This window comes from Ensifer sp. Root278, from assembly GCF_001429285.1.
Taxonomy (GTDB): domain Bacteria; phylum Pseudomonadota; class Alphaproteobacteria; order Rhizobiales; family Rhizobiaceae; genus Ensifer.
The window spans coordinates 596,573-608,688 of sequence record NZ_LMJJ01000001.1 but is presented as its reverse complement, the minus strand read 5'-3'; the positions used below and the strand labels follow the sequence as shown (position 1 = coordinate 608,688).

Genomic DNA, 12,116 nt, shown 5'->3' with positions numbered 1-12,116 from the left:
GCCTTGTTGTCCGAACGCATGGTGGTCGCGATCGACCAGTAAGCGGCGTTGTCGGCAGCGGAACCGACGCGCAGGCCCGACGAGATGCGGTCCTGGGTGGTTTCCATATCCGAATTGATCGAACGCAGAGTGGAGAGAGCCGCCATTGCGGCGGTGTTCGTCATGATGCTGGTCATTGGCTGAGTGCCCCTTGTTGGCAATACTCGTGAAAAAGGGACATTCCGGGAGCTACCGGGAAGCAGCGGTCAGCCTCATGCCTGTTAACCGGTTGTTGTTGTTGGTTAACCCGCTCCTTCGATGGACACAGCAAACACCATCGTGGTTAACGGCAACCTAAGACGCCGCGATTATTTTTCGAAACGCTCCAACATCCGATTTGGCACAACAAAAAACCGCGCCTCTTGCGAAGCGCGGTTTCGATTTTCTGCAGTCGGGCGCGGGCCGGGACCCGCGCCGCCTGGCGCCCGATTAACGGAACAGCGACAGGATGTTCTGCGAGTTCGAGTTGGCGATCGAGAGCGCCTGGATACCGAGCTGCTGCTGCGTCTGCAGAGCCTTCAGGCGGGTCGACTCTTCGTTCATGTCAGCGTCGACGAGCTTGCCGATGCCCTTCTCTGCTGCGTCTGCAGAGCCTTCAGGCGGGTCGACTCTTCGTTCATGTCAGCGTCGACGAGCTTGCCGATGCCCTTCTCGATCGAGTCCGAGAGGTCCTGAACGAAGTTCTGCTGCAGTTCAACGCGGCTGTTGAGCGCACCGAGATCGGCAGCAGCGTCGGTCATCTGCAGCAGCGTTGCGTCAACGCCCGAGATGGCTTCTGCCAGAGCACCGGTGGTCATGTTGGTGATGTCCATCGACAGCACGCTGTAGCCGGTCGTGACCGTCGAACCGTTGGTCGCCAGCTTGTATTCCATGTAGCTGGAGAGCAGGCCGGTGCCGCCGGTCGTAACGTTAGCGCCGGTGGCGTCGACCTGGATCAGCGAGCTCTTGTTCGTGTCGAACTGGAGCTGCGTCAGGCTGACATTGCCCTGGTTGTCGCGGTTGAACGAACCGACGATCGACTTGGTGGCAGCCGTGTTGTTGGCGTCGTTGTAGACCCAGTTTTCGCCGGAGAACGAAGCCGACTTCGCGATGCTCACGAGCTGGTTCTGCAGCTCCTTGACTTCCTTCTGGATCTTGCTCTTGTCGACACCCGGCTCGCTGGCGGCAACCAGCTTCTTCTTGATCTCGTCGACGACGTTCTTGGAATTTTCCATGGCCGTGTAGGCAACGTCGGTCTTGGCAGCGCCGAGGCCGAGGGCGTCCTGAACGGTCGAGAGCGCCTTGTTGTCCGAACGCATGGTGGTCATCGACCAGTAAGCGGCGTTGTCGGCAGCGGAACCGACGCGCAGGCCCGACGAGATGCGGTCCTGGGTGGTTTCCATATCCGAATTGATCGAACGCAGGGTAGCGAGAGCGCCCATTGCGGCGGAATTGGTCATGATGCTCGTCATTAGAGTGTCCCTTTATTACTTAAGACGATTGGGGGACATACCGGACTGTTTACACTACCGGTGATGATGGATCGGCTTCATGCCTCTCGGTTCCAACGACTTTCTCGGAAGAAACCAAACCCGTCATGTGAGGCCGAATATCGAGCCCAATGCTTGCGAATTCCTTAAATGCCGAAGCGGTCTCAACGAGAGATAATTTATACTTAACAACGCCTTAAGTGGACGGCCCAGGTCGCCAAACGCGCCGTTCGAATGGCCCCTTGCGAGACAGGACCAGGCTTTGATCGGGGTTGACGCGTCATGCCTGAGGCAAGCTCCCATTACTACGATGGCCACGAGACCTGCTTTGCGACATCGAGGTGCCAAGCCTTTGATGCCGGCAGCCCAGACGACGGAGCTATCAGTGAACGCCCAAGCCATTTTCTCGACCGCTTCCCGGCAATATCAGAAAGGCCAGTACACGGACGCGCTCGACCAGCTCAACATCCTGATGAATATCAATCGGGATACGAAGACCTTTGTGCTGCTCGCCAAGGTTCTGCTGAAGCTCGGCTTCAAGCCCGAGGCGGCACGCGCCTACCAGCTCGCTGGAGAGGCCGGCGGTTCGCGGTCGCAGGACTATCTGACCGAGGCGATGAAACTCTATTTCGTCAATGGACACGAGGACGAAGCTCTGGCCATCGGCCTCCCGCTGCTGGAGAAAGCCAAGACGGATCCGGAGATCGCATTCATCATTGCTTCGATCTTCCTCAAGCGCGACCAGAAGGAAATCCTCGGCCTGTTCAAGGCACCGCTGTCGACCAGCGCCAATCGCCATCATCAATCGCTGGCATTCAAACTTTTGACAGCCGATGTCAACGATGCGCTAGACCGTGAGGCCGTCGCAAATCTCTTCAAGACGCACCCCAAGAACACGACATTGCGCTCCGCCTATCTCGTCTATGCCCGCGAGGCAAACGACTTTGCCGAAGTCGAGAAACACAGCCGCGACATCGACCGAGCGCTGAGGCTCGGCGAGGCGGATATCCTCGCCGCCGAGGCGCCCTATTACCATATCACCTGGTGCGGCGACGAACGGCTGAACCGGATTGCCGGCGCGCAGCACCGTCCCTTCCCTGCCGGACTGACGGAAGCCCGCCGCGCCATGCCACATGCCTGGAACGACCGCATCCGTATCGGCTATGTCTCTTCCGACTTCTGGCACGACCACGCGACCATGAAGCTGCTCGCAGCCGTGCTCACGGCGCACGATCGCTCGCGTTTCGATATCACTCTCTTCTGCCACACATCGCCCAACAACGTCGTGCGCGACGACGGGTCCCGCGAAAAGTGGGGCAAGATCGTTTCCATCAACGACCTTAGCGATGACCAAGCGGCGGAGGTCATCCGTTCCGAGAACATCGACATTCTTGTCGACCTCAAAGGACACACGCTCGAGAGCCGGGTGAACATCTTCAACCGGCAGACCGCTCCGGTTCAGGTGAGTTGGCTCGGCTTTCCCGGGACGACGGTCAATGTGGACCTCGACTACATCATCGGCGACCCCCATGTCCTGCCGGATGGCAGCGAACCGCACTACTACGAGAAATACTGCCGGCTTCCCGACACCTATCAGCCGAACGACCCTCTCAACCGCCCGCTGCCGCAGCCATTGTCGCGTCGCCAGCTCGGCCTTCCCGAGGAAGTATTCGTCTTCGCGTCGTTCAACGCCAACCGCAAGATCTCGTTGCAGACGATCAACCTGTGGATCGAGATCCTTCAGCAGACCCCGGACAGCGTGCTCTGGCTGATGTGCAGCCGCCCGGATGCGCGAGCGAACATCATCGCAAAGTTCAAGAGTGCCGGCCTCGACACCAAGCGCATCATCGTCTGCCCCAAGGTCCTCTATCAAGACCACATCAGCCGTATCCCGGTCGCCGACATCGGCCTCGACACCTATCCCTATAACGGCCACACGACGACCTCGGAACAGCTCTGGGCCGGCCTTCCGGTGCTGACCTTCAAAGGCACCAACTTCGCCTCACGCGTGAGTGAGAGCCTGCTCAACGCCATTGGCGTGCCGGAACTCGTAGCCGCCGGGCCGGAGGACTATGTTCGCGAGGCGGTCGCGCTCTACAACAACCGAGACAGGATCGCCGACTATCGAAAGACCCTCGAGGAGAACCGGTTCCGCATGCCGTTGTTCGATGCCGAACGCTTCTGCCGCCACCTGGAACAGGGCTACGAAATGATGGCTGACCGCGCGAAGAGAGGTCTGGCGCCGGATCACATCGACGTTCCGGCCCTACCGGCGCGGACTGGCTCGTTCGAGCGCTGAGCGATCCGACACTCGACCCCGAACGACGAAAGGCAGCGCCAAGGCGCTGCCTTTTTTGTTTGCGCTTTTCGAAGCGCTCAAACCTTTGATGACGGGTATCTAGCTGAAGGAGCGCACCAGGCTGCCGACGAGCAAATTCCATCCGTCGATCAGCACGAAGAACAGGATCTTGAAGGGCAGCGAGATCGCCGTCGGCGGCAGCATCATCATGCCCATGGCCATGGTGATGGTGGCAACGATCAGGTCGATCACCAGGAATGGCAGCATGATCAGGAAGCCGATTTCGAAGCCGCGGCGAATTTCGGAGATCATGAAGGCCGGCACGACAGCGCGCAGATCCACCTTGTCGTCCACGACCACCGTCTGGCCCTTTTCCTTGGCAATATCGATGAAGAGCTGCAGGTCCTTATCACGGGTGTTGGCGAGCATGAATTCGCGGAACGGCTCGCTGATCCGCGGGATCGCCTCGGCCTCGGTGATCTGGTTCTTCATGAGCGGATCGATGCCGTCGCGCCATGCGCGATCGAAGGTCGGCCCCATGACATAGAAGGTCATGAACAGGGCCAGCGACACCATGATCATGTTGGACGGCGTGGTCGCGAGGCCCATGCCGGTGCGCAGGATCGCAAAGGCGATCACGAAGCGCGGAAAGCTGGTGACCATGATCAGGATGCCTGGGGCCACCGACAGAACGGTCAGAAGACCGAAAGTGCGGATGATCCACGAGGCGGCCGACCCGTCGATAGGTGTATTCAGGATATCAGAGGGAAAACTCTGGGCGCCGGCAATACCGGACATCGCCATCATGGCGACTATGAAGGCGACAAGCCGGACCATTTATCGAATCATTGGATGACGAAGGTTCTGAACATCACATTGGTTACGCGCCCATCGGAGCGCAGGTCAACCCGCTCTTGAATGTCATCCCGGAGATATTGAAAGCCGCGCGGCCCCTGGATCTGCTGCAGCGAGACCGTCTTCAGATAGGCGGCGATATCCTGGTGGATCTGTTCCGCCAGTTTGGGATCGGGCGCGCCGTCGAACTGCAGCGCCACCTCGAGCCGTATCCAGTTCTCCGAAGGATAGGCAAGGTTGGTGGTGATCGGCTCCAGCTGGACGACACCGTTCGCTTCGGTCGCGACCTTCGGCAGGCCCTCTTCGCCCGTGGCGTTGGCGGCCGGTTCCTTGGTCGCCTCGACCTGCTCCTTCGGCGGAGGCGGCGCGAGCAGGCCGCCGACCAGCCAGCCGCCGCCGCCGGCAACGAGCGTCAGCACGGCGACGATCGCGATGGTCATCACCTTTGACGGCGACTTCGGCGCGGTGGCGGTATCCAATTCTTCCATCTTGCCGTTCCCTGCCGATCAGATCGGCGAAAATAGGTCCATGAACTGCTGGCCGTAGGGCGGCTGCTGCACCTCGGTCAAGCGACCGCGGCCGCCATAGGAGATGCGTGCCTCGGCGATGCGGTCGTAGTTGATGACGTTCTCGGCATCGACATCCCGCGGCCGCACGATGCCGGCAACGTTGAGGATGCGCAGTTCGTGATTGACGCGCACTTCCTGCGAACCGCTGATCAAGAGGTTGCCGTTTTCGAGAACTCCGGTCACGACTGCGGCGACGAGCACCCTCAGCTTTTCCGAACGCTCGGTCGTGCCGTCGCCCTCGGTCTTGGTATTCGACCCATATTTCAGGTCGCCCTCCCAGCCGAAATCGCTGGCCTCCGACTTGCCGTTGGCACCGACGTTGAAGCCACTGCTGTTCTTGCGGCTGCGATCCGTCTTGTTGTCGAAGGTGGCGCCTTCGTTGATCTTGATATCGACCGTCAGGATGTCGCCGACATTGATCGCGCGCGCGTCCTTGAACAGGGCGGCCTGCTGGTCGTTCCAGAGCGAGTAGCCACTTACCACCTGGCGCGGCTGCTTCGGATACATGGCAAGCTGCGGCGTCTGGGAATATTGCAGACCGCTGCCGATCGGGCTCATCGAAGGCGCCCGACCAATCTCGTTGAACGCCTGGTTCTGACACCCGGCAAGGAGACCCGCCGTCAGCACGGCCGTTAGACGCATTTTCATGATGGTTCCTTCGAGGTGTTCGGGTCGCTGGCGCTCGAGATGATATTGGTAAGGATCGCCGCCCTTTCGTCCGTCATTTCGCTGAGGATCAGAGACGACTGTCGCGGCGGCAGCTGCATGACGATCGCAGCGGCGATCTCCGGATTGACCATTTCCAGCTTGCCGGCAGCCGCATCCGGCTTCATCGTCTTGTAGATGTCGACAAGACCGAGCTGGGCCTGTTTCAAAAAGTCGTTGCGGCGTTTCAGCCAGTCCTCGTATTCGTCGCGTCGCTTCTCCAGCGTGGCGATGCGTTCATCGATGCTTGCCTGCAAGGTCTCGAGGTCCTTGCGCTGCAGCACGTAGCGCTGGTCGCGGGCGGCGTCGGCAATATTCGTGCAGAACTGTTGGATCTCATTCTGCGTCGCGTCGGTTGCCGGAGGCGCGGTAACGTCCTGGGCGAAGGCGCCGGGCATCGTCAGCATCGAAGCGGCGGCCGCGCCGACAAGCAACAGATTGCGGACCTTGCCGAAAGATGGGTTCATGTTCGCCGTCATTGCAGCACTAGCTCCGCTTGAAGGGCCCCGGCCGTTTTGATGCTTTGCAGGATGGCGATGATGCCGTCCGGCTTGACACCGATGTTGTTAAGGCCGGCGACGAGCGAGCGAAGGCTCGATCCGTTGAGGATCGCCACCGTGCCGCCATCGGACTGCGCGTTGATGGTGGTGTTCGGTTCCACCTCCGTTCGTCCACGCGAGAATGGCAGCGGCTGAACCACCGTCGGCGTCTCGCTGACCTCGACGGTCAGGGTGCCGTAGCTCACCGCCACCTCGTTGATGCGAACGTCCTGGCCAATCACGATCGTGCCGGTGCGTTCGTTGATGACGACGCGGGCCGGGACGTCCGTCTCGATCACGATGTTTTCGATATCGGCCATCAGCCGAGCGAGATCGGCCATCTTCGGCTTTTCGACGAGCACGGATTGGGAATCGCGTGCCTCGGCAATGCGACCGCCATATTGCTGGGCGGCATATTTGTTGATCGCCGCAGCCATGCCGACAGCCGTCGAGAAGTCCGGGTTGCGCAGTTGCAGAACGAGGTTGAAGCCGTCCTTGAACTTGGACGGCAGCTCGCGCTCGATGATTGCGCCATTGGGCACGCGCCCGGCCGTCGTCACACCCTGGTTGAGGGTTGCCGCATCGCCCTGCGCGGCAAAGCCCGTCACGACGACGGACCCTTGCGCGACTGCATAGATCTGGCCGTCCGCGCCGGAGAGCGAGGTCATCACCAGGGTGCCGCCGCGAAGCGAGGTGGAATCGCCGAGCGACCCTACGGTCACATCGACGCGGCTGCCGGGGCTTGCGAACGGCGGCAGCGTCGCCGTCACCAGAACGGCCGCAACGTTGCGCGTGCGGGAATCGCCGCCCTGGGTGGAGATGCCGAGATTCTGCAGCATCGCGCGGATCGACTGGTCGGTGAACGGCGAGGCACGCAGGCTGTCGCCGGTTCCCTGAAGGCCGACGACGAGGCCATAGCCGATGAGCTGGTTGTCGCGTCCCGCCTGGAGCGAGGCGACGTCCTTGATCCTGGACGCGCCGAAAGCCGGCGTCAGCGCCGTCGAGATCGCGACGGCCAGCGTCAGGAACCATTTGCAGGCAAGCATTTTCATTTCGCCACCACATGGACAGTGCCGTCGGCCATTACCGTTCCGGAAACGATGATGCCGGTATCGATGTTGCGCGCCCGGATCAGTTCGCCGACGGCGGCATCCTGGAGCGGTGATCCGGCGGCGCTGATAGTCAGGCCGCCATTGCTGAAGACGAGGCGCACGGTGGAGCCGCGCTCGACGGCATACTGCTCGCGCAGTGCGTTTGCGAGGATCACCCGACCGGGCAGAAGCGTGCGCTTGGTGACCTTGCCATCGATTTCGTTGAGGGTCCTGATGTAGCCGTCCGCGAGATCGGGGTTGGTAACGTCGACAACCTCGACGCGGCTGCGGTCGATCGTTTCGCCCGGATAGATCGTCCGGGTCGGGATCACCGCGGTTGGCCGCTCCGCGAGGCTCGCCGAAGGCAACAGGAAAGTGGCGGCAAGCAAGGCGCCAGCCGCCAGACGAAGCGCCTTGGATGCGCTGTCGCCCTTCGATACCTTGATGTCTGCGGATCGGCGAAACATCATGTTTGCCCCCTCTTTCGTTACCTGAGGTTCTTGCTCACCGTGGCCGCCATTTCATCGGCCGCCTGGATGATCTTGGAGTTCATCTCGTAGGCGCGCTGGGCCGAGATCAGGTCGGTGATTTCCTTCACCGGATCGACGTTGGACGCCTCGAGATACTTCTGCTTGATCTGCGCGAAGCCCGGGTCCGCCGGCGTGCCGACGATCGCGTCGCCGGAAGCTGGGGTCTGCTTGAAGAGGTTGTCACCCTGCGGCTCGAGACCGGCCTCGTTGACGAAGTTGGCGATCGTCAGCTGACCGATTTCCTGCATCGCGGGATCGTTGCCGATGCGCACCATCACCTGGCCGGAGCTGGTGAAGGCGATTTCCGTCGCATCCTGCGGAACCGTGATGCCGGGGACGACCGTGTAACCGTCGATGGTCACGAGCTGGCCCTGGGCATTCTTGTTGAAGGCGCCGGAGCGCGTATAAACCGTCTCGCCATCTGGCGTCTCGACCTGGAACCAGCCGCGGCCCATCAGCGCCAGGTCATAGTCGTTACCAGTGTTGACCATGCTGCCCTGGATATGCAGGTTGCGCACGGCAGCCGTCTGGACGCCGAGGCCGATGATCGCGCCTTCCGGTACGATGGCCTGGTTGGAGCGGTTCGGCACGCCCTGGGCGCGCTCGGTCTGATAAAGCAAATCGGAGAATTCTGCGCGGGCGCGCTTGTAACCGGTCGTGTTGATGTTCGCGATGTTGTTCGCGATCACTTCGAGGTTCAGCTGCTGGGCGTTCATGCCGGTTGCGGCAATGGAAAGGGCCTTCATGTCTCGTTCCTTCAGATCTGCATGCGCGCGATTTCGAGGTAGGCGGTGACCACCTTGTCGCGGATGGCGAGTGCTGTCTGGAGCGACTGTTCGGCGTTCATGACAGCATCGACAACTTCACGGGTGTTTGCCTGACCGCGGATGCCGTCGAGCGATGCGCCCTCGGCCTTTTTCATCGCGTTGATTGTGTCGGTCGCCATATCCCCGAGGACCGAGGCGAAGCTTTGCCCCTGCGGCACGCCCGGCGTGGCGGCCGGCATACCGAAGATCGACGACGAGGAGGATGTGGAACGGGTACCGTCGGTCTCTTTGGTGACCGAGAACGCGCCGAGGGATTTGACTGCATCGATCATTATTGCGAGGCTCTCAACAGGTCGATTGTCTGGGAAATCAGATCGCGGGACTGCTTGATGGTCTGGAGGTTGGCCTCGTAAGCGCGGTTGGCTTCGCGCATGTCGGCCATCTCAACCAGGATGTTCACGTTCGGCATCTTGACCATGCCCTTCTCGTCGGCCGCCGGATTGCCCGGATCGAACTCGATGTTGTAGTCCGAATCATCCGTGCCCTGCCGTTCGATCTCGACAAGCGAGGCGCCGCTTGCCCGGTCGACTTCGGCGGCAAAGCTGATGGTCTTGCGGCGGTAGGGTTCCGAACCCGGCGTGTCGCCGGTCGAGCGGGCGTTGGCGATGTTTTCGGAGACGATACGCAGACGGGTCGATTCCGCCTGGAGGCCGGAGGCCGATACCTTGAGGGCTGAGGTCAATGGATCCATGGTTCTTACTTCCGTACCGTCATCAGCATCATGCGGTGAAACGCCTTCACAAGCCCGGCGCTGAGCTCGTAGTCGCGCTTGATCTCGCCGGTCTTCATCATTTCCTGCTCGATCGCGACGCTGTTGCCGGACTGCTGGATCTGCACACCGTCGACCATGCCGACTTCGGCCACCTGCGAGGCCTCGAGGCCCTCGGTAAAATGCGCCTTGTGGGTCGCGGCCATCTGCATGCCGGTATCCTGCAGCACGCTTTCGAACGGCTTGACGTCCTTCGCCTTGTAATGCGGCGTGTTCGCATTGGCGATGTTGCCGGCCACCACGTTCTGGCGAACAGTCAGCCACTGGGCCTGCCGGGACGCGAGTTCGAAAAGCTGAATCGGTTGCATCAAAAGCTCCATGCTTGGTGATGCGAACCTAGGCCGGTAATCTTGCGTGGGACTTTCGTCGGAGGTAGCCGCGGTCCGGACGCTTGCATTCCGCTGCGGGCGAACAGCAGCGCGCCGCGCATCCGAAGAGATACGCGACCATCAACTCTGACGATGGGCTGCTAAATCAGTTGGCCTGGTAGACTTCGCCTGACGAGGTGACCATCACCCAGTGGCCGTCGCGCTGCTCGAGCGTGGCAAGCCGGGTGTTGTCAGGCAGGACGGAGCCGATGCGCACGATATACATGCCGCTCGCATCCTCGATCAGCGCCCGGCCATTGGCGACATGCATCAGCTTGAAGCCGGACTTTCCCGGAAAGGGCTGTGACAGCCCCTCTTCCGCAGCCGACCCTTCGGGACCCGGACCGCCGGCGATGCCGGGCACGGTTGCCGTCGTCAGCTGGTCGATTGCAGCCATGGTCTCGCCGTCCGCGTCGGGCATCGCCAGCGGCGAAACCGAGGCGACGTTGCGGGCGGCGCGCTCCGGCAGATCGCGGGTGGAACCCTGCCAGAGCGGCGGCATGGTGAACTTGTCCTGATGGAAGAAGGCGTACCAGGGAAAGAAAGTCGCAAACGCGGCAAGTGCTACGCCGGTCGCGGCCAGGAACTTGTCGGTCATAGGCATGCGGCTGCTTCGCTTGCGCTGATGAACCATTTCGTCCGCATCGTAATCGGTCACCGCCATCACCTCGCTCTCGCGCCCGGTTGATTGCCCATCGCCGCCGCCTTCAATGCATTGGCGAGATCGGCAAAGGCGTCCTGCGCCGGGCGCTCACCGGCGGTCTGCGTCAGCACGTCGTAGATAACCGGCACCTGCTTGATCGCCATGTCGAGGTCGGGATCGCCACCGGGGCGGTAGCCGCCGATCAGGCGAAGATCGCGGGTTTCCTCGAAGCGGTGGATCAGCGCCTTCAACCGCGACACCAGCTTTTCCTGGTCGGGAGTCCAAGCCTTGCGCGCCAGGCGCGAGATGGAGGCGAGCGGATTGATCGGCGGATAACGTCCCTCTTCCGCAAGGCTGCGTTCGAGCACGATGTGGCCATCGAGGATGCCGCGCGTGGAGTCGGCGACCGGGTCGTTATGGTTGTCACCGTCGACGAGAATGGAGATGATCGCCGTGATCGTGCCCGAGCCTTCGGTGCCGGGTCCGGCACGCTCGAGCAGACGCGGCAGTTCTGTGAAAACGGAGGCCGGGTAACCGCGCGCGATCGGCGGCTCGCCGGAAGCCGTCGCCACTTCGCGGATCGCGTGTGCGAAACGGGTGACGCTGTCGACGATCAGCAGCACGTTGTCGCCATTGTCGCGATAGTGCTCGGCGATGGTGACGGCGGTCAATGGCGCCATCTTGCGCAGCATCGGGCTTTCGTCGCTGGTTGCCACTACCGCGACCGACTTTGCGAGATTGTCGCCAAGCGTATCCTCGATGAATTCGCGCACTTCGCGGCCGCGCTCACCGACGAGCGCGATCACCACCTTGTCGAAGGCGTCTGCGCGCGCCAGCATGGAGAGCAGCGTCGACTTGCCGACGCCGGAGCCGGCGAAGATGCCGAGACGCTGGCCGAGGCAGAGGGGCGAAAAGATGTCGATCGCCCGCACCCCGGTGAGAAAGCCCTTCTCGACCCGCTTGCGGCTCATCGACGGCGGCGCGGTGTTGGAGATCGAGCGGCGCACATCGCCCTGTAGCAGCGGCCCGAGACCATCGATCGGCTCGCCGAGCGCATTGATGGCACGGCCGCACCATTGATCGGTCGGAGCCACGCGGAAGGCACCTTTGCGGATCACGGTGTCATGGATGCCAATCGGATCGCCGGGTTCGATCGGGCAGACGACCACCCGCTCCGGTTCGACCCGCACCACCTCGCCGAGATGCGTTCCCGTGACACTCTTGTGGGCGACGAAATCACCGAGCCGCACATGCCGCGACAGACCGGTCACCGTGTAGTGACCGGGCGAAATCGTCTGCACGTGTCCGCCCGGAGCGATCGAAAATTCGGGCTTTGCATAGCGCTCGACCAAACCGGTAAGTGCTGCCAGAGATGTCGATCCCGCGCTTGTCTTCAGGCCTTCGCGTTGCATG

General features: G+C 61.7%; 13 protein-coding genes and 2 pseudogenes. 1 reads left to right on the top strand and 14 read right to left on the bottom strand.

Annotated elements, in window-relative coordinates:
- Positions 1-176, bottom strand: a pseudogene (locus tag ASE60_RS02965) (flagellin); the annotation flags it as partial.
- Between the two features lie 292 nt (positions 177-468).
- Positions 469-1,490, bottom strand: a pseudogene (locus ASE60_RS02960) (flagellin).
- A 403-nt stretch (positions 1,491-1,893) separates the two neighbouring features.
- Here ASE60_RS02960 and ASE60_RS02955 point away from each other — a divergent pair.
- Positions 1,894-3,807 (top strand): glycosyl transferase, encoded by a 1,914-nt coding sequence (locus ASE60_RS02955; protein ID WP_244495508.1) that lies wholly within the window; start codon positions 1,894-1,896, stop codon positions 3,805-3,807.
- A 99-nt stretch (positions 3,808-3,906) separates the two neighbouring features.
- Here the strand turns inward: ASE60_RS02955 and fliP are convergent, their stop codons facing one another.
- From fliP to fliI, 12 genes are all read right to left on the bottom strand, one after another.
- Positions 3,907-4,644: a flagellar type III secretion system pore protein FliP gene (fliP, locus tag ASE60_RS02950; protein ID WP_057248216.1), complete on the bottom strand. Its 738-nt coding sequence runs from the start codon at positions 4,642-4,644 to the stop codon at positions 3,907-3,909.
- 8 nt (positions 4,645-4,652) lie between these two features.
- Positions 4,653-5,150, bottom strand: a complete 498-nt coding sequence (locus ASE60_RS02945) for a flagellar basal body-associated FliL family protein (protein ID WP_057248215.1) — start codon at positions 5,148-5,150, stop codon at positions 4,653-4,655.
- 18 nt (positions 5,151-5,168) lie between these two features.
- The gene (flgH, locus tag ASE60_RS02940) at positions 5,169-5,879 is read right to left on the bottom strand and encodes a flagellar basal body L-ring protein FlgH (RefSeq protein ID WP_057248214.1); all 711 of its coding nucleotides are present in this window, start codon (positions 5,877-5,879) and stop codon (positions 5,169-5,171) included.
- Entirely contained in the window at positions 5,876-6,415 is a 540-nt protein-coding gene (locus tag ASE60_RS02935; RefSeq protein ID WP_057248213.1) for a MotE family protein, read from the bottom strand. The genes flgH and ASE60_RS02935 overlap by 4 nt, the downstream gene beginning before the upstream one ends.
- A complete protein-coding gene (locus ASE60_RS02930; protein WP_057248212.1) occupies positions 6,412-7,527 on the bottom strand; it encodes a flagellar basal body P-ring protein FlgI in 1,116 nt (371 codons plus the stop codon). Before ASE60_RS02930 ends, ASE60_RS02935 begins: the two co-directional genes overlap by 4 nt.
- Positions 7,524-8,036 carry a flagellar basal body P-ring formation chaperone FlgA gene (gene flgA, locus ASE60_RS02925; RefSeq protein ID WP_082615704.1) on the bottom strand — a complete coding sequence of 171 codons (513 nt, stop codon included), beginning with the start codon at positions 8,034-8,036 and terminating at the stop codon, positions 7,524-7,526. Before flgA ends, ASE60_RS02930 begins: the two co-directional genes overlap by 4 nt.
- A gap of 17 nt (positions 8,037-8,053) precedes the next feature.
- Complete coding sequence (gene flgG, locus ASE60_RS02920; RefSeq protein WP_057248211.1) at positions 8,054-8,842, bottom strand: flagellar basal-body rod protein FlgG; 789 nt, start codon at positions 8,840-8,842, stop codon at positions 8,054-8,056.
- 11 nt (positions 8,843-8,853) lie between these two features.
- The gene (locus tag ASE60_RS02915; RefSeq protein ID WP_057248210.1) at positions 8,854-9,195 is read right to left on the bottom strand and encodes a flagellar hook-basal body complex protein FliE; all 342 of its coding nucleotides are present in this window, start codon (positions 9,193-9,195) and stop codon (positions 8,854-8,856) included.
- A complete protein-coding gene (flgC, locus tag ASE60_RS02910) occupies positions 9,195-9,614 on the bottom strand; it encodes a flagellar basal body rod protein FlgC (RefSeq protein ID WP_057248209.1) in 420 nt (139 codons plus the stop codon). The genes ASE60_RS02915 and flgC overlap by 1 nt, the downstream gene beginning before the upstream one ends.
- 5 nt (positions 9,615-9,619) lie before the next feature.
- Positions 9,620-10,000, bottom strand: a complete 381-nt coding sequence (flgB, locus tag ASE60_RS02905; RefSeq protein ID WP_057248268.1) for a flagellar basal body rod protein FlgB — start codon at positions 9,998-10,000, stop codon at positions 9,620-9,622.
- Between the two features lie 166 nt (positions 10,001-10,166).
- Positions 10,167-10,724 carry a hypothetical protein gene (locus tag ASE60_RS02900; RefSeq protein ID WP_057248208.1) on the bottom strand — a complete coding sequence of 186 codons (558 nt, stop codon included), beginning with the start codon at positions 10,722-10,724 and terminating at the stop codon, positions 10,167-10,169.
- Positions 10,724-12,115, bottom strand: a complete 1,392-nt coding sequence (gene fliI, locus ASE60_RS02895; protein WP_057248207.1) for a flagellar protein export ATPase FliI — start codon at positions 12,113-12,115, stop codon at positions 10,724-10,726. The genes ASE60_RS02900 and fliI overlap by 1 nt, the downstream gene beginning before the upstream one ends.
- Position 12,116: the final 1 nt, after the last annotated feature.

Coding starts and splice junctions, on each gene's coding strand:
- fliI (WP_057248207.1), bottom strand. CDS start 12,115: ATGCAACGCGAAGGCCTGAAGACAAGCGCGGGATCGACATCTCTGGCA.
- ASE60_RS02900 (WP_057248208.1), bottom strand. CDS start 10,724: ATGGCGGTGACCGATTACGATGCGGACGAAATGGTTCATCAGCGCAAG.
- ASE60_RS02930 (WP_057248212.1), bottom strand. CDS start 7,527: ATGAAAATGCTTGCCTGCAAATGGTTCCTGACGCTGGCCGTCGCGATC.
- flgG (WP_057248211.1), bottom strand. CDS start 8,842: ATGAAGGCCCTTTCCATTGCCGCAACCGGCATGAACGCCCAGCAGCTG.
- ASE60_RS02945 (WP_057248215.1), bottom strand. CDS start 5,150: ATGGAAGAATTGGATACCGCCACCGCGCCGAAGTCGCCGTCAAAGGTG.
- flgA (WP_082615704.1), bottom strand. CDS start 8,036: ATGATGTTTCGCCGATCCGCAGACATCAAGGTATCGAAGGGCGACAGC.
- flgB (WP_057248268.1), bottom strand. CDS start 10,000: ATGCAACCGATTCAGCTTTTCGAACTCGCGTCCCGGCAGGCCCAGTGG.
- fliP (WP_057248216.1), bottom strand. CDS start 4,644: ATGGTCCGGCTTGTCGCCTTCATAGTCGCCATGATGGCGATGTCCGGT.
- ASE60_RS02935 (WP_057248213.1), bottom strand. CDS start 6,415: ATGACGGCGAACATGAACCCATCTTTCGGCAAGGTCCGCAATCTGTTG.
- flgC (WP_057248209.1), bottom strand. CDS start 9,614: ATGGATCCATTGACCTCAGCCCTCAAGGTATCGGCCTCCGGCCTCCAG.
- ASE60_RS02915 (WP_057248210.1), bottom strand. CDS start 9,195: ATGATCGATGCAGTCAAATCCCTCGGCGCGTTCTCGGTCACCAAAGAG.
- flgH (WP_057248214.1), bottom strand. CDS start 5,879: ATGAAAATGCGTCTAACGGCCGTGCTGACGGCGGGTCTCCTTGCCGGG.